This is a genomic window from Streptomyces sp. YJ-C3 (genome assembly GCF_053891275.1).
In genome coordinates this window covers 3,856,755-3,875,584 of the sequence record NZ_CM132685.1, presented here as the reverse complement: position 1 = coordinate 3,875,584, position 18,830 = coordinate 3,856,755, and the positions used below count along the sequence as shown (strand labels likewise).

Annotated in this window: 19 protein-coding genes; 13 read left to right on the top strand and 6 right to left on the bottom strand. The window is 73.5% G+C overall.

Annotated elements, in window-relative coordinates:
• Positions 1–45: 45 nt before the first annotated feature.
• Together ACVHNB_RS17040 and ACVHNB_RS17035 are read right to left on the bottom strand one after the other, a co-directional pair.
• Positions 46–693 carry an MBL fold metallo-hydrolase gene (locus ACVHNB_RS17040; RefSeq protein WP_428950302.1) on the bottom strand — a complete coding sequence of 216 codons (648 nt, stop codon included), beginning with the start codon at positions 691–693 and terminating at the stop codon, positions 46–48.
• Positions 693–1,778 carry an S-(hydroxymethyl)mycothiol dehydrogenase gene (locus ACVHNB_RS17035; protein ID WP_428950304.1) on the bottom strand — a complete coding sequence of 362 codons (1,086 nt, stop codon included), beginning with the start codon at positions 1,776–1,778 and terminating at the stop codon, positions 693–695. The genes ACVHNB_RS17040 and ACVHNB_RS17035 overlap by 1 nt, the downstream gene beginning before the upstream one ends.
• A gap of 111 nt (positions 1,779–1,889) precedes the next feature.
• Between ACVHNB_RS17035 and ACVHNB_RS17030 the strand changes: the two genes are divergently transcribed.
• Complete coding sequence (locus ACVHNB_RS17030; RefSeq protein WP_456228508.1) at positions 1,890–2,669, top strand: ABC transporter permease; 780 nt, start codon at positions 1,890–1,892, stop codon at positions 2,667–2,669.
• On the opposite strand, the gene ACVHNB_RS17025 is transcribed toward ACVHNB_RS17030, so the two are convergent.
• On the bottom strand, positions 2,670–2,864 hold the full coding sequence (locus ACVHNB_RS17025) for a hypothetical protein (RefSeq protein ID WP_428950306.1): 195 nt from the start codon (positions 2,862–2,864) through the stop codon (positions 2,670–2,672).
• An 85-nt stretch (positions 2,865–2,949) separates the two neighbouring features.
• Complete coding sequence (locus ACVHNB_RS17020; RefSeq protein WP_428950307.1) at positions 2,950–3,498, bottom strand: YciI family protein; 549 nt, start codon at positions 3,496–3,498, stop codon at positions 2,950–2,952.
• Between the two features lie 79 nt (positions 3,499–3,577).
• Between ACVHNB_RS17020 and ACVHNB_RS17015 the strand changes: the two genes are divergently transcribed.
• Both ACVHNB_RS17015 and ACVHNB_RS17010 read left to right on the top strand, forming a co-directional pair.
• Positions 3,578–4,201 (top strand): chloramphenicol phosphotransferase CPT family protein, encoded by a 624-nt coding sequence (locus tag ACVHNB_RS17015; RefSeq protein ID WP_456228507.1) that lies wholly within the window; start codon positions 3,578–3,580, stop codon positions 4,199–4,201.
• 53 nt (positions 4,202–4,254) lie between these two features.
• On the top strand, positions 4,255–5,826 hold the full coding sequence (locus ACVHNB_RS17010) for an MFS transporter (protein WP_428950309.1): 1,572 nt from the start codon (positions 4,255–4,257) through the stop codon (positions 5,824–5,826).
• On the opposite strand, the gene ACVHNB_RS17005 is transcribed toward ACVHNB_RS17010, so the two are convergent.
• Complete coding sequence (locus tag ACVHNB_RS17005; RefSeq protein ID WP_428950310.1) at positions 5,774–6,211, bottom strand: SsgA family sporulation/cell division regulator; 438 nt, start codon at positions 6,209–6,211, stop codon at positions 5,774–5,776. The two genes, ACVHNB_RS17010 and ACVHNB_RS17005, sit on opposite strands and share 53 nt — an antisense overlap.
• A gap of 204 nt (positions 6,212–6,415) precedes the next feature.
• Here ACVHNB_RS17005 and ACVHNB_RS17000 point away from each other — a divergent pair, with 204 nt between their 5' ends.
• From ACVHNB_RS17000 to ACVHNB_RS16985, 4 genes are all read left to right on the top strand, one after another.
• Positions 6,416–8,074 (top strand): sigma factor, encoded by a 1,659-nt coding sequence (locus ACVHNB_RS17000; protein ID WP_428950311.1) that lies wholly within the window; start codon positions 6,416–6,418, stop codon positions 8,072–8,074.
• Between the two features lie 70 nt (positions 8,075–8,144).
• On the top strand, positions 8,145–9,692 hold the full coding sequence (locus ACVHNB_RS16995) for an ATP-dependent DNA ligase (protein ID WP_456228506.1): 1,548 nt from the start codon (positions 8,145–8,147) through the stop codon (positions 9,690–9,692).
• 115 nt (positions 9,693–9,807) lie between these two features.
• The gene (locus tag ACVHNB_RS16990; RefSeq protein ID WP_428950313.1) at positions 9,808–10,293 is read left to right on the top strand and encodes a cation:proton antiporter regulatory subunit; all 486 of its coding nucleotides are present in this window, start codon (positions 9,808–9,810) and stop codon (positions 10,291–10,293) included.
• A 4-nt stretch (positions 10,294–10,297) separates the two neighbouring features.
• Positions 10,298–11,536: a cation:proton antiporter gene (locus tag ACVHNB_RS16985; protein ID WP_428950314.1), complete on the top strand. Its 1,239-nt coding sequence runs from the start codon at positions 10,298–10,300 to the stop codon at positions 11,534–11,536.
• A 25-nt stretch (positions 11,537–11,561) separates the two neighbouring features.
• On the opposite strand, the gene ACVHNB_RS16980 is transcribed toward ACVHNB_RS16985, so the two are convergent.
• On the bottom strand, positions 11,562–12,977 hold the full coding sequence (locus ACVHNB_RS16980) for a PepSY-associated TM helix domain-containing protein (RefSeq protein ID WP_456228505.1): 1,416 nt from the start codon (positions 12,975–12,977) through the stop codon (positions 11,562–11,564).
• Positions 12,978–13,143: 166 nt separating this feature from the next.
• Here ACVHNB_RS16980 and ACVHNB_RS16975 point away from each other — a divergent pair, with 166 nt between their 5' ends.
• From ACVHNB_RS16975 to ACVHNB_RS16950, 6 genes are all read left to right on the top strand, one after another.
• Positions 13,144–13,764 carry a hypothetical protein gene (locus ACVHNB_RS16975; protein WP_428950316.1) on the top strand — a complete coding sequence of 207 codons (621 nt, stop codon included), beginning with the start codon at positions 13,144–13,146 and terminating at the stop codon, positions 13,762–13,764.
• A 63-nt stretch (positions 13,765–13,827) separates the two neighbouring features.
• Positions 13,828–14,430: a sigma-70 family RNA polymerase sigma factor gene (locus ACVHNB_RS16970; RefSeq protein WP_428950317.1), complete on the top strand. Its 603-nt coding sequence runs from the start codon at positions 13,828–13,830 to the stop codon at positions 14,428–14,430.
• A gap of 163 nt (positions 14,431–14,593) precedes the next feature.
• Positions 14,594–16,132, top strand: a complete 1,539-nt coding sequence (locus ACVHNB_RS16965) for an MFS transporter (protein ID WP_428950318.1) — start codon at positions 14,594–14,596, stop codon at positions 16,130–16,132.
• Between the two features lie 130 nt (positions 16,133–16,262).
• Positions 16,263–16,790: a GAF domain-containing protein gene (locus ACVHNB_RS16960; RefSeq protein WP_428950319.1), complete on the top strand. Its 528-nt coding sequence runs from the start codon at positions 16,263–16,265 to the stop codon at positions 16,788–16,790.
• 75 nt (positions 16,791–16,865) lie between these two features.
• Entirely contained in the window at positions 16,866–17,342 is a 477-nt protein-coding gene (locus ACVHNB_RS16955; protein ID WP_428950320.1) for an NUDIX domain-containing protein, read from the top strand.
• A gap of 93 nt (positions 17,343–17,435) precedes the next feature.
• Positions 17,436–18,830, top strand: coding sequence for an NADP-dependent succinic semialdehyde dehydrogenase (locus ACVHNB_RS16950; protein ID WP_456228504.1), 1,395 nt, complete (start codon positions 17,436–17,438; stop codon positions 18,828–18,830).

Here is an 18,830-nt window from a genome sequence, read left to right as displayed (position 1 = left end):
CAGCGCTCGGCCTGCCGTCCGGCCCGACGTGTCCGGTGCCCTGGCTCAGTGGCCGCGGGCGATCCACTCCTCCAGGTGCGGAGCCTCCGCCCCGATCGTCGTGCTGTCACCGTGCCCGGTGCGGACGACGGTCTCGGCCGGCAGGGTCAGCAGCCGTTCGCGGATGGACTCGACGATGGTCGGGAAGTCGCTGAACGTGCGCCCGGTCGCCCCGGGACCGCCCTGGAACAGGGTGTCCCCCGTGAAGACGGTCCCGAGCGCGGGCGCGTACAGGCTGACCGCCCCGTGGCAGTGCCCCGGGGTGTGCAGGACCGTCAGCTCGACGCCCGCGACGCTCACTCGCTGCCCGTCCGCCAGCTCGGCGTCGGGTGCGCGGTCCGGGTGCGTCCGCTTCCACAGCTCCGTGTCGGCGGGGTGCAGCAGGATCGGCGCTCCGGTCCGCGCGGCGAGCGCGGGCGCGGCGTCGATGTGGTCGTCGTGGGCGTGGGTGCAGACGATCGCGACGAGGCGTCGGTCCCCGACGGCCGCGGCGATGGCGTCGGCGTCGTGCGCCGCGTCGATCACGACGGCCTCGGAGTCGTCACCGACGATCCACACGTTGTTGTCGACGTCCCAAGTGCCGCCGTCGAGGGAGAACGTGCCGGAGGTGACGAGGTGCTCGATGCGGGCGCCGCCGTCCGTGGAGCCGGCCATCAGAACATCACCACCGAGCGGAGCACGTCGCCGTGGTGCATCCGCTCGAACGCCTTCTCCACGTCCTCGAGCGCGATGGTCTCGGTGACGAACGCGTCGAGGTCGAGACGTCCTTGCAGATAGAGGTCGATGAGCATCGGGAAGTCGCGGGAGGGCAGGCAGTCGCCGTACCAGGACGACTTGAGCGCGCCACCGCGTCCGAACACGTCGAGCAGGGGCAGTTCGAGCCGCATCTCGGGCGTGGGCACACCGACGAGGACCACCGTGCCCGCCAGGTCGCGTGCGTAGAAGGCCTGTTCATAGGTCTCCGGGCGGCCGACCGCGTCGATGACCACGTCCGCGCCGAAGCCGCCGGTGAGCTGGCGCACGGCCTCGATCGGGTCGGTGGAGCGGGAGTTGACGGTGTGCGTCGCGCCGAGCGAGCGGGCCGTCTCCAGCTTCTTGTCGTCGATGTCGACGGCGATGATCTTCGCGGCGCCGGCCAGCCGGGCCCCGACCACCGACGCGTTCCCGACGCCGCCGCAGCCGATGACGGCGACGGAGTCGCCCCGTCCGACCTCACCGGTGTTGATGGCGGCGCCGAGGCCCGCCATCACACCGCAGCCGAGCAGACCGGCCGCGGCCGGCGAGGCGGCCGGGTCGACCTTGGTGCACTGTCCGGCGGCGACCAGGGTCTTCTCGGCGAACGCGCCGATGCCGAGCGCGGGGCTGAGCTCGGTGCCGTCGGCGAGAGTCATCTTCTGCTTCGCGTTGTGCGTGGCGAAACAGTACTGGGGCCGGCCGCGCCGACAGGCACGGCACTGGCCGCACACCGCACGCCAGTTGAGGATCACGAAGTCGCCGGGGGCGACCTCGCTCACTCCCTCGCCCACCGATTCCACGACGCCCGCCGCCTCGTGCCCGAGCAGGAACGGGAACTCGTCGTTGATCCCGCCCTCCCGGTAGTGCAAGTCGGTGTGGCAGACGCCGCACGCCTGGATCTTCACGACGGCCTCGCCCGGCCCCGGATCCGGCACCGTGATCGTCTCGATCGCCACCGGTGCGCCCTTGGCTCGCGCGATCACACCTTGCACCTGCTGTGCCATGACGGTCAGCCTTCTTTCTCTCGGCGTCGTCTCTCTACGCACCCATGGTCGCGCACGCGCGGAGCGCGGGACAGCACCGGTGCCCAGGTCGGAGCGTTCTAGGCTGCGTGGGTGCCTGACCGAACGGTGGCCGCGTCCACCCTCCTGCCCGTCAACGGCGTCCTCGCGGTGACGCTCGTCGTCCTGCTGCTGGTGGCCGTGGCGGTGGCGGCGGTGTTCCGGCTCGCGCCGGACGGCTCGTGGCGACGGGCCCGGGACGTCGCGGTCGCGGGCGTGCGCGCGGCGGTCCAACTGGGCGTGGTCTCCCTGTTGATCGGCTGGGTGATCCGGCACGGTGCGGCGCTGCTCGCGTTCATCCTGCTCATGTTCTGCGTGGCGGCGATCACCGCGGGCCGCCGTGTCACCCCGCATCGCAGTGGGGTGTGGGCGGCGCTGCCGATCGCGGCGCCGGTGGCACCGGTCGTCGGCGCACTCGTCGCCTCGGGTCTGCTGCCACCCCGTGGCATCGCCGTGATCCCGGTGACCGGGATCCTCATCGGCGGCGCGCTGACGGCGACCGTGCTCGCGGGGCGGCGCGCCCTGGACGAACTCACCGTGCGCAGCGGTGAGGTGGAGGCCTGTCTGGCCCTGGGTTTCCTCCCGCACGACGCCCGTCTGGAGATCGCCCGGCCCGCGGCGTCCGACGCGCTGCTCCCCGGCCTCGACCAGACCCGCACGGTCGGCCTGGTCACGCTGCCCGGCGCGTTCGTCGGCATGCTCCTGGGCGGCGCGTCCCCGCTCATGGCGGGCGCGGCCCAGCTGTTCGTTCTCGTGGCGCTGCTGGCCGTCCAGACGATCGCGGTGGCGACGACGGTCGAGCTGGTGGCCCGAGGCCGGCTGCGCCGCTCCTGATCAGCGGCTCTCCCGTGCCCGCCGGCGCAGCTCGGCTTTCGCCGCCGGGCTCAGCCGCTCTCCGGCGAGCACCCGCGACAGGTGCAGGAGACGCCGTCGCAGTGCGGTGCGGCCGGGCTGCTCGGCGAGCTGCCGATAGGTCGCGTCCCATTCCCGCCGCGTCTGTACGAGGTCCTCCGTGATCGTGTTCCGCATACAACCAATTAGAGCGCGTGTTCGATTTTCTGTGCAAACGACACGCGCCACGCCCTCCCCCTCCGCGCTTGCCGCCACTCTGGGATCACCGCCGCCCGCCGCACTCCCAGTCGTGGACCTCGATGTCGGCATACCGGTCCGCGGTCAGGACGGCGCGCGCCGTGTCCGGGTCCGGGGCCCGGAGCAGCACCGCCGTGCCCAGCCAGGTGGTGCCGTCGTCGGAGAGCAGCGGGCCGTACGCGAGGAGCTCGTCCCGGTCCGGCGGCACGTCGAGGTCGGCCGCCCGGCCCGATCCGAGGCCCAGCACCAGATACCGATCGCCGCCGGTCAGGCCGCCGGGGAACTCCCACATGGTGCGCCCCAGCAGATTGCGCCAGCGGCGCAGCAGCACGTCCCGGTACACGCCCGCCTGGTGGCCCGGCTCGTCGAAGGCGAACGCGCGGGCGGCGGCGGCATCCGGCAGGTCGACGATGTGCACGCTGCCCGTGGGCGTCTCGCCGTCCTCGGCGAAGGTCGGGCCGCGCGCGATCAGCTCCTTGGCGTACCGGTCCATGTAGGACCAGTGGTCCTCCAGCAGTTCGTCGCGCAGTTCGAGGGAGCCGGGACGGTCACGGTGGTAGCAGAAGAACTCCATGGCCCCAGACTCTCCCCAACGGGCGGCGAACCCGCATCGGGTTTTCCTGCCGCGAGCGTCGCCGTGTGAGCATGCGGGGATGACAGCGGGCCGCATCATCTTCCTCAACGGGACGTCCAGTTCGGGAAAGTCGAGCATCGCCCGGGAACTGCTCGACATCCTCGACGACGGTGTGTTCTTCCATCTGGCGGTGGACGGTTTCAACGCGATGCGCACGAAGCGGAAGCTCGATCCGGAGCAACTCGACGCCGCGCTGCGCCGGACCCGGATGGGCTTCCACCGCTCGGTCGCGGCCATGTCCGAGGTGGGCAACGACGTCGTCGTCGACCATGTGCTCAGCGAGCCGTGGCGACTGCTCGACTGCCTCGCGGTACTGCCCCCGGAGAACGTGCTGTTCGTCGGCGTCCATTGCCCCCTCGACGAACTGACCCGCCGGGAACGGGCGCGGGGCGACCGCCCGCCGGGCCTCGCCGCGCACCAGTACCACCTGGTGCACCGGCACGGCGACTACGACCTGGAGTGCGACACCGGTACGGCGAGTCCGCGCGCCTGCGCCGAGCGGATCAGGGACTTCCTTCCGGTGCACCCCAGCCCGACCGCCTTCACGCGCCTGCGGGGGCGCCGCCCGGCGCAGAGCCAGGAGCCGCCGGGGCCGGGGCGCGACCAGATCGCCGCCCTGCCGCCGCGACGCCGGCACGGCTGAGTCGCCGCCGTGGGGGTCGCGGCCGCGGGTCCCGTCCCCGAGAATGGGCCGCGATGACTGCGACGGCGCATCACGGACCCGGCGCCGCCCCGGGCGTACGGCTCTCCTCCGCGCACGGGCGGTGGATCCTGGCGTGCGTGGTGCTCGCCTCCGGCATGGCGATGCTCGACGGGACCGTCGTGAACGTCGCGCTCCCGACCATGGGGCGCGACCTCGGGGCCTCCTTGTCCACCCTGCAGTGGGTCGTCAACGCCTACATGCTGACGCTGTCCGCGCTGCTGCTGTGGGGCGGCGCGCTGGGCGACCGGATCGGCCGACGGCGGACGCTCGTGCTGGGGGTCGCGGGGTTCGCGGCAGCGTCGGCCCTGTGCGGCCTGGCCCCGAACGAGGGGACGTTGATCGCGGCGCGTGCGCTGCAGGGCGTCGGGGGCGCGCTGCTGACCCCGGGGTCGCTGGCGCTGGTGCGGTCCGTGTTCCATCCGGACGACCAGGCGCGGGCGGTCGGCGCCTGGTCCGGGCTGACCGGGGTGGCGGGCGCGCTCGGACCGTTCCTCGGCGGTTGGCTGATCGACGGGCCCGGGTGGCGGTGGATCTTCCTCATCAACGTGCCGATCGCCGCGGCCGTGCTCGTGGTCGCGCTGCGGTTCGTGCCCGAGAGCCGCGATGCCCACGCCGCCGACACGCCGTTCGACGTGGCCGGCGCGGCACTCGCGGCGCTGTGCCTGGCGGGCGTGAGTTACGCGCTCATCGGCTCGTCCGGCGGCGCGTCCGCCGTGTCCACCGGGCTTCCCGCGCTCCTGGGCGTCGTCGCCGGTGTCGCGTTCGTGCTGGTCGAGCGACGCCGGGCCGCCCCCATGCTGCCGCTCTCGCTCTTCTCCTCGCGGCTGTTCAGCGCCACGAACGGGATGACGCTCTGCCTGTACGCGGGGATCGGCGGCATCCTTTTCCTGCTGCCGGTGCAGCTGCAGACCACGTTGGGCTACGACGCACTGCAGGCCGGGACGGCGACGCTGCCGGTGACCGCGTTGATGCTGCTGCTGTCCGCCCGGGCCGGTGATCTGGCGCGCCGGGTCGGGCCGACACCGCCGCTCGTGACCGGCCCGCTCGTCGCCGCGGTGGGGGTGCTGCTGATGCTGCGGATCGAGCCAGGGGCCTCGTACGTCACGGAGGTGCTCCCCGCGGTCGCCGTGCTGGGGCTCGGCATGAGCCTGTTCGTGGCCCCGCTGACGGCGACCGTCCTGGCGTCGGTGGAGCCGGAGCGCGCCGGGCTCGCCAGCGGTGTGAACAACACAGCGGCACGCGTCGCGCAGCTGCTGGTCGTCGCCGGTCTGCCGCTCGCCGTCGGACTGTCGGGCGAGGCGTACACCCGGCCCGCCGCCGTGAACACCTCGTTCCACCGGGCGGCGTACGGCTGCGCCCTGCTGTTCGTCCTGGCGTCCGCGACGGCGGCCCTGTTCGTGCGGCCACGGCACGTGCGGCCCCGCATCGCCGAGGCCCCGCAGCCGCAGTGCCGGTCCCATCTCGGCGTCTGCGCACCGGCGTTGGAGTCCGGTGACGACCGCCGGGCGTCCCTCACTCCTGACGGCCGAGCAGCGCGGCGATCGCGCGGTCCACGACGGCGGTGACGTCCTCGTCGCCGGCAGGCACCAGGGCGTACGAGCGCCGCAGGAAGCGACGCAGGGCCGAGGTGTCGAACTGGACCACGGCGAGACCCTCCGGCGCGTGCAGTTCCACGACGGTGCGGGCGCGACCGCACGGCCAGACGTGCACGTCACCGGTGCCGGTCGGGGTGCGGAGCCCCTCGTCGAGGAGGGCGCGCGAGAACGCCCACGTCACCTCGGCACCGGCCAGCGTGGCCGCAGCCGGGAACACCAGCCGTATCGCGAGCGGGTCGGCGGAGGAGTAGCGGAGCGTGACGGTCAGCGCGCGCTCCGGGCCGCCCGGCCCCTCGGCGGTGACGAGGCGGGCGCGAGCGGGCTGTTCGAGAGTGACGGGCAGCGTGGTCGGCATGGCGGGCTCTCTTTCTGCGCTGCGTGGTTCCTGATACCCGTTCGACGCGGCAGTGGGGCGACGCATTACGGCAAAGCCCGGAGAGGTTGATGTGACCTGCGCCACTCACCCCTCCATAATCCGACATTCGTCAATTAACGTGTCAATCCGCCCGCCCGATCGCAGTCGGGCCTTTCCGCTGACGTCGGACGGAAGAGTCCTGCCATGACCGACGGCCCCGCCGCCGCGCCGATATCCGCAGCCGCCACGGAGGGCGGCCTCAGCCCGGCCGGGTACGCCCGGATCTACGAGGCGGAGCAGCCGCGCCTCGTCGCGTACGCCCGCTCCCTGACCGCGAACCCCTGGCTCGCCGACGATCTCGTCGCCGAGGCGCACTTCCGGGTGTGGCGACGCCTCGCCGCCGGGCACGCCATCGACAACGTGGCCGCCTATCTGACGACGACCGTGCGTCATCTCGCGGCGACGGCGGGGCGCGGCGCCGCCCGCGAGACACCGCTCGATCCGCACGACGGCGTGGAGTCGGCGCCTGCGGCCTTCGGCGCGCACGAGGACCAGGACCCGGCCGTGCGGGCGGCGGGCGTGGACCTGCTGGCCCGGGTGCTGGGCCAGCTCCCCGAGCGCTGGGTGAAGGCGTTGTGGCTCGCCGAGGCGGAGGGGCAGCCGCTGGAGGCGGTGGGCCGGCGCATCGGCGCGGGCAGCGGGGCGACGGCGGTCCTGCTGCACCGGGCGCGGGAGGGCATGCGCCAGGCGTTCCTGCGGGCCCATCCCGGCACCCCTGAGGATCCGGCCTGCGAGGCCCACTGGGACAGGATGCCCGCGCACGTACGCGACGAGGCGTCCGCACGGCAATCGGAGAAGCTCCTCGCGCACATCGACACCTGCGACGACTGCCGGGCACGGCTCGCGGTCCTGCTGCGCGCCAACGACCGGCTGCCCGCTCTGGCGGGTCCGGCGCTGCTGGTCTTCGCGCTCGGCGGCGCGGGCACGTTCCTGCTGCCACTGGCGACCGGGGCGGGGGCGGGCGTCGCGTCCGGCGGTCACGGGTCCGGCCTCCTGCACGGGATGCGGCACGTCCTGACCGGCGGGTCCAAAGCGCCGGGCGCGGTGGCCGGGGTGCTCGGGGTCTCGGTCGCGGGGGCGGCCGTCGCAGCCGGGCTCGTGTTCAGCGGGCCCGGCGACCCGGTGCCGCCGCAGCGTGCGGCGACGGTCGCGGACAGCCCCGCCGCCGATCGGGAGGGAACGCAGGCACCGGCCCCGCGCCAGGCGCAGCCCGCGCCGTCAACTCCCCCTTCGCCCGGGTCCGCTGCTCCTGATCCTGTAACTCCTGACTCCCGGCAGGACCCGCCCGCGGCACCGAGTGCTCCGAAGCCGCCGGACCGACCGTCCGCACCGGCCGAGCCCGGGCAACCGACCGCGTCCACGGCACCCAGGCCTCCAGCGCAGCGACAGGGTCCGGCGACTCCGACGGCTCCCGTCCAGCCGACGGCACCCGAGGCCCCGGCGGCTCCGCCGCAGACACCGGACACACCGGCAGCCCCGGCCACCCCGACCGCGCCCGCGGCCCCGCCGCCGAGCGCCACATCCCCGACGACACCGCCCGCACCCACCGGCCCCGAGACCACGACACCCACCGAACCGACTGGACCCGCCCAGCCGACGCAGCCCACACAGCCCACCGAACCGGCCGAACCCACCCAGCCGCCGCAGCCCACGGAACCCGCCCGGCCCACCGGCCCCACCCCGCCGACGCAGCCCACCGAACCGACCCAGCCGGCCGAGCCCAGTGCACCCGCTGAACCGACTGAACCCGCTCCGGCCTGCGAACCCTGGCTGGGTCCGATCTACGTGTGCCACTTCGGCTGACCACGGGCGCCCCGGGCGGCGACAGGACCGTACTGGTGCGCCGTGCTCCCCCGCGTTGCACCATGGCTGCATGCTGTTCGCCCGGCTCGCACAGGTGTCACAGGAGGTCGCCGCCACCTCGGCGCGGTCCCGGAAGATCGAGCTGCTCGCCGAGCTGTTCCGGGGAGCGGAGCCCGACGACGTGCCGATCGTCATCCCGTATCTGGCGGGTCGGCTCCCCCAGGGGCGGCTCGGCGTCGGCTGGCGCGTGCTGGGCGAGCGGGTGGAGCCCACGGCCGAACCACGGCTGAGCGTGCAGGACGTCGACGCGGCGCTGACCGTGCTGGGCGATGTGTCCGGCGCCGGGTCACAAGCCGAACGGCGGCGCCTGGTGGGCGAGTTGATGGGGGCGGCGACGGAGGACGAGCAGCGGTTCCTGTTCGGCCTGGTGACCGGCGAGGTGCGGCAGGGCGCCCTGGACGCGGTCGCGCTCGAAGGGCTCGCCCGGGCGACCGACGCTCCCCCGGCGGACGTACGGCGTGCGGTGATGCTGGCGGGCGGGTTGCAGCCGGTCGCGCAGGCACTGCTCTCCCGGGGGCCCGCCGCGCTCGCGGACTTCCGGCTGACCGTCGGGCACCCCGTGCTGCCGATGCTCGCCCACAGCGCGGGCTCGGTCGGCGAGGGCCTGGACAAGCTGGGGGCGTGCGCCGTGGAGGAGAAGCTCGACGGCATCCGCGTCCAGGTACACCGGGACGGAGAAGAGATCCGGGTCTACACCCGCACCCTCGACGACATCACCGACCGGCTGCCCGAAGTGATCGCGGTGGCCAGGGAGTTGCCGAGCGATCGGTTCATCCTGGACGGCGAGGTGATCGCGCTGGACGACGCCGGGCGGCCGAAGGCGTTCCAGGAGGTCGCCGGGCGGGTCGGATCGCGGGTGGACGTGGCACGGGCAGCCGCGGCCCTGCCCGTCTCGCCCGTCTTCTTCGACGTGCTGTACGTCGACGGGGTCGACCTGCTGGATCTGCCGTTCGCCCGGCGGCACGAGCGGCTGACGCGGCTCGTGCCCGAGCCGATGCGGGTGCGGCGGACCGTCGTCGAGGACGCCGCCGACCAGGAGCAGCGGGCCGCGGCCGAGGACTTCTTCACCGCGACGCTGGAGCGCGGGCACGAAGGCGTCGTCCTCAAGGGCCTCGAAGCGCCGTACAGCGCCGGGCGGCGGGGCGCGTCCTGGCTCAAGGTGAAGCCGGTGCACACCCTCGACCTGGTGGTGCTCGCCGCCGAGTGGGGGCACGGGCGGCGCACCGGCAAGCTGTCCAACCTGCACCTGGGCGCGCGCCGCGAGGACGGCTCGTTCGCGATGCTCGGCAAGACGTTCAAGGGGCTCACCGACGCGCTGCTCACCTGGCAGACCGAGCGGCTGCGGGAGCTGGCCGTGGGCGACGACGGGCACGTGGTGACGGTGCGGCCCGAGCTGGTTGTCGAGATCGCGTACGACGGGCTGCAGCGGTCCTCGCGCTATCCGGCGGGCGTCACGCTGCGCTTCGCGCGCGTGGTGCGCTATCGCGAGGACAAAACGGCCGAACAGGCGGACACCGTGACAACGGTGCTGGCGGCCCACCCCGCCCTCGACGCCTGAGCATTTCTTTGCCAAAACATGAGCCGTATAGGGTGACACCCGCACTGAAAGATGCATCAGCCACGTAACGGCCGCCGGGACCGCCGCCCGGACATGCACGGACAAGGGGAGAGACGTGCCCGCTTCACGCCTGAGCAGGACACCATTGCCGGGGATCGGATTCCGCTACGACCTCACGACGCGAGAGCAACGCCAACTGTCGGTCGTCGCGCACCGGGACGGGGGTCGCACGCTCAACGCCTACCAGGCCGACGATCCCGACGCCTGCGCCCTGTCGCTCAAGCTGACCTCGGGGGAAGCGGCGTATCTGATCGACGCGCTGATGCCGTCGCACCACAGCCCGAACCTCCTGCACACCACCGATCTGGGCCTGGTCGCCGAGCGCATCGAGATCCCGGGGGTGTCGCACTGGAACGGCCGGCTGCTCGGGGAGACGCAGATGCGCACCGAGACCGGCGCGTCGATCGTCGCCGTGCTGCGCCGGGCGGAGGCGATCCCGTCGCCGACCCCGGACTTCCGGCTGGCGGGCGGCGACACCGTCATCGTGATCGGTACCCGCGAGGGCGTCGAGGCGGCGGCCACGATCCTGGGTCGGGAGTGATCGGATGCACTCCGCTGTCTTTCTCATCGAGTTCGGGGCGATCATCCTGGCGCTCGGCCTGCTGGGCCGGCTCGCCGGGCGGCTGCGCTTCTCGCCCATCCCGCTCTATCTCCTCGCGGGGCTGGCGTTCGGCGAGGGCGGGCTGCTCCCGCTCGGCGCGAGCGAGGAGTTCGTGGCGATCGGCGCCGAGATAGGCGTGATCCTGCTGCTGTTGATGCTCGGCCTGGAGTACACGGCGAGCGACCTCGTCAGCAATCTGAAGACGCAGTACCCGGCGGGGCTCGTCGACATGACGTGCAACGCGCTGCCCGGCGCGGCCGCCGCGCTGCTGATGGGCTGGGGTCCGGTGGCGGCCGTCGTGCTCGCCGGTGTCACCTGGATCTCGTCGTCGGGCGTCATCGCCAAGGTGCTCGGGGACCTCGGGCGGCTCGGCAACCGGGAGACGCCGGTCATCCTGAGCATCCTGGTCCTGGAGGACCTGGCGATGGCGGTGTACCTGCCCATCATCACCGCGCTGCTGGCCGGGGTCGGCTGGGCGGCGGGCGGTCTGACGCTGGCCATCGCGCTGGGTGCGGCGGGCCTCGTCCTGTTCGTGGCCGTGCGGTACGGGCGGCACATCTCCCGGTTCGTGTCGAGCGACGACCCCGAGAAGCTGCTCCTGGTGGTGCTCGGTCTGACGATTCTCGTCGCCGGGCTCGCCCAGCAGCTCCAGGTCTCCGCCGCCGTCGGCGCCTTCCTCGTCGGTATCGCGCTGTCGGGTGAGGTCGCGGAGGGGACGCACACGCTGCTGTCCCCGCTGCGGGATCTGTTCGCCGCCGTGTTCTTCGTCTTCTTCGGGCTGCACACCGATCCGGCGAGCATTCCGCCGGTGCTGCTGCCCGCGCTGCTGCTCGCCGTGGTCACGGCCTGCACGAAGATCTTCACCGGGTACTGGGCGTCCCGCCGCGCCGGTGTCTCCGTCAAGGGGCGCTGGCGGGCCGGTGGCGCGCTCGTGGCGCGCGGCGAGTTCTCCATCGTGATCGCGGGCCTCGCGGTGACGTCCGGGATCGAGCCGCGGCTCGGTCCGCTGGCGACCGCGTACGTGCTGATCCTGGTGATCGTGGGCCCGCTGACCGCGCGGTACACGGAGCCGATCGCCCAGCGGCTGTTCCCCCGGCAGCGGGCGGCGGCGCCCGCGGCGGGCACCGTGCCGGCACCGCGGGCCTCCGAGAACACGACGCCGGTCGACGAACAGATCGGCTGACCGCCCGGCCCCCGGGCCGTGCCGCTCAGGCGCGCGCCTTCCCCTTCCGGTAGGCGATCTCGCCCAGTGCGATGTCCACCGCCAGGAACGCGGCCAGGGGGATGCCCAGGAGCGGGACGAAGTAGCCGAGGACGGCGATCAGCGCCATCGACGGCACCAGGACGTACGGCGGCACGTGCTGCCAGGCGCCACGCGGCAGGGGCTTCCCGAAACGGGAGCCCCTGCCGCGCTGCCACCACATGCGGTAGCCCCAGAGGATCAGGAAGATCACGCTCAGCGCCAGCGCGGCGAGGACGATCTGGTTGACGAGGCCGAACAGGGTGCCGGTGTGCGCGTCGATGCCCCAGCGGGTCAGCTTGGCGAGCACCGGATAGTCAGCGAACCGCAGCACGTCGGTGACCTTCCCGGTGGCCGGATCGACCGCGACCGCGTCCTGCTTCACCGGCCAGCTGCGCTGGATCTGCTTGACGACGTACGCCGACGACGCGTCGGCCGGGGGCACGATCTCGACGGGGTCGCCCAGCCCCTCGGCCCGCGCGGAGGCCAGGACCCGGTCGACCCCGACGCCCTCGACAGGGGCACCGGCCGCAGCGCCCCCGCCGTGTTCCGCGTGCTCGCCCGAACCCGCGCCCGTACCCGAGCCGGCATCCGACCCCGGCACGGTGGCCGTCACCGCGGGTGTCGTCTGCCCGATCGCCACCCGCAGGTCCTCGATGCTCTTGCCCGCGTACGTCGACCAGGTCAGGCCCGTGGCGGACAGGAAGACCAGGCCCACGGCCGCCCACACCCCGACCGTCCCGTGCAGGCCGAGGCTGCGGCGTCGGCCCGTGCTGCCGCGCACCTTGCGTCGGGCGCGGGCCCGGCCGCACCAGAGCACCACTCCGCCGCCCGCGATGACCCACAGCCAGCTCGCCGCGAACTCCCCGTAGAGGCGCCCGTTCTCACCGAGGTGGAGGTCGCGGTGCAGGCCGTCGATCCAGGTCCGCAGGGGCAGCGCGCCCGTCGATCCGTACTGCTCCAGCGCTCCGCGCACGGTGCCCTTGTACGGGTCGACGAACACGGCGAGGGTGTGGTCCGCGGCGACGCCCGGTACCCCGGCCAGCAGGACGCGGGTGGTGGCGCCGGGCTCGGGCGACGGGCGGACCGCCGCCACGGTGCCCTCCGGGTGCGCCGCGCGGGCCGCGGCCACCTGGCGCGACACCGAGAGCTTGCGGTCGCCTTCGGGCACCCGCAGCTCATGCGCGTACACGACCTTCTCGGCCTGGAAGGAGGCCGCGTACAGGAATCCGGAGAAGGCCGCCACGAGCAGGAAGGGGGCGACGCAGACGCCCGCGTAGAAGTGCAGGCGGCGCACCATCGGGCGCAGGGTGCGCAGGGCGCCGCGGCGGGCGACGGGCGGGACGCCTTCGGTGAGGGGTGGCGTCGTCGGCGGTGCTGACATGGGCGGCAACTCCTCGGGGCTTCGGGTCGGTACGGGTCAGGAGTCGGGGCGGTTCAGCCCTGAGTTCCCGGCGCCTCTTGTGGTGTGCGTCACATCTACGGCCGGGCGGGCGGGAGTTGGGGAGGTGGCCGGTCGCGCTGGGCAGGCTCCTGGCACGATGCTCGCCATGACGTCAGGGCCCGCTTTCCGCCTCGCTCGCGCCGCCGTGTTCGCGGCCGTGTGCGTGTCGGCGACGGCGACGGGACACGCCCTGATGTCCGCGACCGCCCTTCCCTGGTGGGCGGTCGGATACGCGGGCGCGGCGACGACCGCGGCCGCGTGGTGGCTGACCGGGCGTGAACGCGGCGGCCGGGCGGTGACCGGGGCGACCGTGGTCACCCAGCTGACGCTGCACGAACTGTTCGCTCTCGCCCAGAAGTTGACGGCCCCGACGGCGGACTCACCCATGACGGACATGGGCGCCATGCCCATGCCGGAGGCGCACGGACACCTCGCCTTCATGTCGCCGGGTTCGACGACCGGGATGTTCCTCGCCCACGTCGCCGCCGCGGTGGTGTGCGGCCTGTGGCTGTGGCGCGGAGAAGCCGCCGCGTACCGGACGGGGCGGGCGCTCGCCGCCGCCCTGTTCGTACCGCTGCGCCGGGCGCTCGGGGTGCCGCGGGTCGTCGCGGTGCCCGGACGGCCGCCGCGCGCGGGCCTGTTCGCGGCGCCGCGGCGGCTGCGCACGGTGTTGCTGCAGCACGTCGTCTCGCGTCGGGGGCCGCCCCGCTCGCCCGTCCTCATGTGACCGCTCGCGCCTCGGGGTGACGGGCGGCTTCCCCACGCCCGCACCACCGAAGGACGTCCGGCGATGACCCCTGCCCTCGTACACCCCTCTCCCCCGCCGGCCGCGGCGCGCGCGGCCGACGACGAACGGATCACCGCGCTCGCGCTCGCCGCGCGGGACGGCGATCCGCCGGCGGTCGAGCGCTTCGTGCTCGCGACCCGTCAGGACGTGCGCCGCTATGTGCTGCACCTGAGCGGCGACGTGCACGGCGCCGACGATCTGACGCAGGAGACCTATCTGCGGGCGCTGACAGCGCTGCCGCGGTTCGCGGCGCGCTCCAGCGCCCGCGTCTGGCTCCTGTCGATCGCGCGGCGCACCGTCGCGGACCGGTTCCGCTCGGCGGCGGCCCGGCCGCGGATCGCCGACACCGACGACTGGCAGGCGGCGGTGGAGCGGGCCCAGGCGCCCGGTCTGCCCGGCTTCGACGAGGGGGTCGCGCTGCTCGATCTGCTGGCCCGGATCGACGCGCCGCGCCGGGAGGCGTTCCTGCTGACCCAGCTGGCCGGGCTGCCGTACGAGGACGCGGCGGCGGCCGTCGGCTGCCCGGTCGGCACGGTCCGCTCGCGGGTCTCCCGGGCCCGTGCGCACGTGACGGCCCTGCTGTCCGCGGCCGAGCACACGGCCTGATCCCGCCGCTCCGGTCCCCGTGGCGCACGGGGACCGGAGCGGCACGGACAGCGGCGGGCCCCGTGAACGGTCCCGTTCTCTCCCGGTCGCCGTCCGTGAGCCGGGCGCTTAGCGTGGTGGGCGAGGTAGATCGGGGGGTGCACCTGGTTGTCTGGAGGCCACCATGGATCGCTCGCCCGACTCCGCCGAGGCATCAGCCGAATCCGGCATACGGACCACGCCGCCCGACGGCGGCTCGGCGCCGTACGCGGGCGGTGGCGCCCATGAGCACCGATGGCTGATCCTCGCCGTCATCGGCATCGCTCAGCTGATGGTCGTTCTCGACGCGACGATCGTGAACATCGCGCTGCCCTCCGCCCAGCAGGACCTGGGCTTCACGGACGGCAACCGGCAGTGGATCGTCACCGCCTACGCCCTCGCGTTCGGCAGCCTGCTGCTGCTCGGCGGCCGCATCGCCGACCTGGTGGGCCGCAAGGCCGTCTTCATCGCCGGTCTGATCGGCTTCGCGGCGGCCTCGGCGCTGGGCGGCGCGGCGACGAGTTTCGGGATGCTGGTGTTCGCGCGGGCCCTGCAGGGCGTGTTCGGCGCGCTGCTCGCGCCGGCCGCGCTGTCACTGCTGACCACGACGTTCACGGACCCGCGCGAGCGCGCCAAGGCGTTCGGCATCTACGGCGCCATCGCGGGCGCCGGCGGCGCGGTCGGCCTGCTGCTGGGCGGTGTGCTGACCGAGTACCTGGACTGGCGCTGGTGTCTGTACGTGAACCTGGCGTTCGCGGTCGTCGCGATCCTCGGCGGCATGCGGCTGCTGCACGGCGGCCGCCCCGCGGACCGGCCGAAGCTGGACGTGCCGGGCACGATCCTCGTCTCGGTCGGCCTGTTCTGCATCGTCTACGGGTTCTCGAACGCCGAGACGCATGCCTGGGGCGATGTGCAGACGTGGGGTTTCCTCGTGGTCGGCGCGCTGCTGCTCGTGGCGTTCGCCTGGTGGGAGACGCGGGCCGCGCACCCGTTGCTGCCGCTGCGCGTGGTGCTCGACCGGGACCGCGGGGCGTCGTACCTCGCGATGTTCATCTCCGGCGCGGGCATGTTCGGCGTGTTCCTGTTCCTGACGTACTACCTGCAGCAGATCCTCGCGTACTCGCCGGTGATCACCGGTGTGGCGTTCCTGCCGATGGTCGCCTGCATGGTGTTCTCGTCGATCGTCACCACGAACTATCTGGTGCCGCGGCTCGGGCCGAAACCGATCGTGCCGCTCGGCATGGCGCTCGCGGCCGGCGGCATGGCCTGGCTCACCGCGCTCGACCTGCACAGCAGTTACGCGGCGCATGTGCTGCCGCCGCTGCTCGTCGCCGGTATCGGCCTCGGTCTCATCTTCGCGACCGCCATGAACCTGGCCACGGCGGGAATCGCCGCGCACGACGCGGGCGTGGCCTCCGCGATGGTCAACACCAGCCAGCAGGTGGGCGGTTCGATCGGCACGGCGCTGCTGAACACGCTCGCGACGAGCGCCGCGACGAGCTATCTCTCCGGCAAGCAGCCCTCGCCCCAGGTGCAGGCGCAGGCGTCGATGGAGAGCTACTCGACCGCGTTCACGTGGTCGGCGCTGTTCTTCGCGGTGGGCTTCGTGGTGACGCTGGTGCTGTACCGGCCGGGCGTACCGAAGTCGGCGTCGGCTTCGGCCGAGGGCGCCGTCCACATGTGAGACGGTTCGGGCCGCCCATCCACGGGGCATACCCCTTCTGCAAAGTCCGCCCGCCCGGCCGTGTGCCGGGCGGGCGACGGCGCTTGCGCGGGGTGGCGGAATCAGGGGCGAGGGTCAAGGGGGACCGACCATGCGCGGCGTGCCGTACGAGGCGTACCAGGTGGACAGCGAGCGGCTCGCGACGGCGTTCGTCGAAGTGGCGGACGCCGCCGCGCAGGGCGGATCGCAGGCCCTGTCCGCCCTGGTCGGCTGCTGTGTGTCCCTGCTCGGCGTGCCCTCGGCGGCGGCGGTGCTCAAGCCGCCGACCGGGCGGGTCGAGATGGCCGCCTCCGACCCTCGGGGGCTGCGTCTGGAGCGGGCCTCGCTGTCCTGGGGCGAGGGCCCCGGAGCGGACTGCCGGGCCTCGGAGCAGCCGATCCGCGGTGTGCCGCTGGCGCATCCGTACGCGCGGGCCAACTGGCCGTCGTACACGGCGATGGCGCGCTCGCTGGGCTTCGCGTGCGTGGTGGCGGTGCCGCTGCGCACGGCGGAACGGGCGGTCGGCTCGCTCAGCCTGCTGTCGGAGCGGGCCGGCCCGCCGGGACCGCTGCAACTGCGCCTGGGCCAGCACCTGGCGGACGCCACGGCCCTCGGCATCCGGCCTCTCACCCGCTGCTGAACCCGGCCCGGACCGTGGATCCCCGGGACCGCCGTGCCCTCGCGGTCGTCCGGCATCTGCACCGAGACTGGCGGTATGGCTGACGGGACGAAGCGAACGAAACGCAGCGCGGGTCTGCTCCTCTTCCGCCGCACCCCCGCGGGGCCCGAGGTGCTGCTCGGTCACATGGGCGGCCCGTTCTGGGCGCACAAGGACGCGGGGGCGTGGAGCGTCCCGAAGGGCGAGTACGGGCCGGACGAGCCGCCCTGGGACGCGGCACGCCGCGAGTTCCGCGAGGAGCTGGGACTGCCCGCCCCGGACGGCACGCCGCTGCCGCTCGGCGAGACGGTGCAGTCCGGCGGGAAGCACGTCACGGTGTGGGCCGTGGAGGCGGACCTCGACCCGGCGGACGTGGTGCCCGGCACGTTCACGATGGAGTGGCCGCGCGGTTCGGGGCGCACCGCCGAGTTCCCCGAGCTGGACCGGGTGGCGTGGTTCGGCCTGGACGCGGCGCGGGCCGTCGTCGTCACGGCGCAGACGGTGTTCCTGGACCGGCTGGCCGAGCAGGTCTGACACCGGTCCGTCCGGGTACGCGGAGGACCCCGCGTTGCGCGGCCCCGCGCCGCGCGGGAAGGTCGAAGGAACCGCGCACAGGAGGTCGCCCCCATGCCCATCGCGACGGTCAACCCCGCGAACGGCGAGACGCTGAGGACGTACGACGCCCTCTCCCCCGAGGACATCGAGCAGAAGGTGGCCCTGGCGGCCCGGACGTTCGACACGTACCGCACCACGACGTTCTTCGACCGGGCCAGGCTGCTCCAGCAGGCCGCCGATCTGCTGGACGCGGACACCCCGGACATCGCGCGCGTCATGACGACGGAGATGGGCAAGCCGGTAGCGGCGGCCCGCGCGGAGGCGGCGAAGTGCGCGCGGACGATGCGCTGGTACGCGGAGAACGCGGCGCGGCTGCTGGCCGACGAGCACCCGGCCGAGCAGGACGTGAAGGACTCCGGTGCGGTCCGGGCGCACGTCCGCTACCGGCCGCTGGGCGTGGTGCTCGCGGTGATGCCGTGGAACTTCCCGCTGTGGCAGGTCGTCCGGTTCGCGGCGCCCGCTCTGATGGCCGGGAACGTGGGCCTGCTCAAGCACGCCTCGAACGTCCCGCAGACCGCCCTCTACCTGGAGGACCTGTTCCGCCGGGCCGGGTTCCCCGAGGGCTGTTTCCAGACGCTGCTCGTGGGGTCCGGCGCCGTGGCGGGCATCCTGCGCGACGAGCGGGTCGCCGCGGCGACGCTGACCGGCAGCGAGCCGGCCGGGCGGTCCGTCGCCGCGATCGCCGGTGACGAGGTGAAGAAGACGGTCCTGGAGCTGGGCGGCAGCGACCCGTACGTGGTCATGCCGTCGGCGGACGTCGCCAAGGCGGCGAGGACGGCCGTGACGGCCCGGGTGCAGAACAACGGCCAGTCGTGCATCGCGGCGAAGCGGTTCATCGTGCACGAGGACGTCTTCGAGCAGTTCAGGGACGCTTTCGTGGACGGTATGCGGGCGCTGCGCGTCGGCGATCCGCTCGACGAGTCGACGGACGTGGGCCCGCTCTCCAGCGAGCAGGGCCGGGCCGACCTGGAGGAGTTGGTCGACGACGCCGTGGAGGCCGGGGCCACCGTGCTGTGCGGCGGTCAGCGGCCGAAGGGCCTCGCGGAGCGCGGCTGGTACTACGAGCCGACGGTGCTGGCCGACATCACGCCGCAGATGCGCATCCACCAGGAGGAGACGTTCGGGCCGGTCGCCACGCTGTACCGGGTCGGGGACCTGGACGAGGCGCTCGCCGTCGCGAACGACACATCCTTCGGGCTGAGTTCCAATCTGTGGACCGGCGACGAGGACGAGATCGAGCGGTTCGCCCGCGACAGCGCGGCGGGCGGCGTCTTCGTGAACGGCATGACGGCCTCGCATCCGGCGCTTCCCTTCGGCGGCGCCAAACGGTCCGGGTACGGCCGGGAGCTCGCGGACCACGGCATCAAGGAGTTCTGCAACATCACGACGGTGTGGATCGGCGCCTGA

Excerpts from the sequence above, each read along its gene's own strand:
- ACVHNB_RS16965 (WP_428950318.1), top strand. The coding sequence starts at position 14,594 with ATGGATCGCTCGCCCGACTCCGCCGAGGCATCAGCCGAATCCGGCATA.
- ACVHNB_RS17005 (WP_428950310.1), bottom strand. The coding sequence starts at position 6,211 with ATGCCGACCACGCTGCCCGTCACTCTCGAACAGCCCGCTCGCGCCCGC.
- ACVHNB_RS16960 (WP_428950319.1), top strand. The coding sequence starts at position 16,263 with ATGCGCGGCGTGCCGTACGAGGCGTACCAGGTGGACAGCGAGCGGCTC.
- ACVHNB_RS17000 (WP_428950311.1), top strand. The coding sequence starts at position 6,416 with ATGACCGACGGCCCCGCCGCCGCGCCGATATCCGCAGCCGCCACGGAG.
- ACVHNB_RS16970 (WP_428950317.1), top strand. The coding sequence starts at position 13,828 with ATGACCCCTGCCCTCGTACACCCCTCTCCCCCGCCGGCCGCGGCGCGC.
- ACVHNB_RS16975 (WP_428950316.1), top strand. The coding sequence starts at position 13,144 with ATGACGTCAGGGCCCGCTTTCCGCCTCGCTCGCGCCGCCGTGTTCGCG.
- ACVHNB_RS16985 (WP_428950314.1), top strand. The coding sequence starts at position 10,298 with ATGCACTCCGCTGTCTTTCTCATCGAGTTCGGGGCGATCATCCTGGCG.
- ACVHNB_RS17010 (WP_428950309.1), top strand. The coding sequence starts at position 4,255 with ATGACTGCGACGGCGCATCACGGACCCGGCGCCGCCCCGGGCGTACGG.
- ACVHNB_RS16980 (WP_456228505.1), bottom strand. The coding sequence starts at position 12,977 with ATGTCAGCACCGCCGACGACGCCACCCCTCACCGAAGGCGTCCCGCCC.
- ACVHNB_RS17015 (WP_456228507.1), top strand. The coding sequence starts at position 3,578 with ATGACAGCGGGCCGCATCATCTTCCTCAACGGGACGTCCAGTTCGGGA.
- ACVHNB_RS17040 (WP_428950302.1), bottom strand. The coding sequence starts at position 693 with ATGGCCGGCTCCACGGACGGCGGCGCCCGCATCGAGCACCTCGTCACC.
- ACVHNB_RS17035 (WP_428950304.1), bottom strand. The coding sequence starts at position 1,778 with ATGGCACAGCAGGTGCAAGGTGTGATCGCGCGAGCCAAGGGCGCACCG.
- ACVHNB_RS16950 (WP_456228504.1), top strand. The coding sequence starts at position 17,436 with ATGCCCATCGCGACGGTCAACCCCGCGAACGGCGAGACGCTGAGGACG.
- ACVHNB_RS16995 (WP_456228506.1), top strand. The coding sequence starts at position 8,145 with ATGCTGTTCGCCCGGCTCGCACAGGTGTCACAGGAGGTCGCCGCCACC.
- ACVHNB_RS16955 (WP_428950320.1), top strand. The coding sequence starts at position 16,866 with ATGGCTGACGGGACGAAGCGAACGAAACGCAGCGCGGGTCTGCTCCTC.
- ACVHNB_RS17020 (WP_428950307.1), bottom strand. The coding sequence starts at position 3,498 with ATGGAGTTCTTCTGCTACCACCGTGACCGTCCCGGCTCCCTCGAACTG.
- ACVHNB_RS17025 (WP_428950306.1), bottom strand. The coding sequence starts at position 2,864 with ATGCGGAACACGATCACGGAGGACCTCGTACAGACGCGGCGGGAATGG.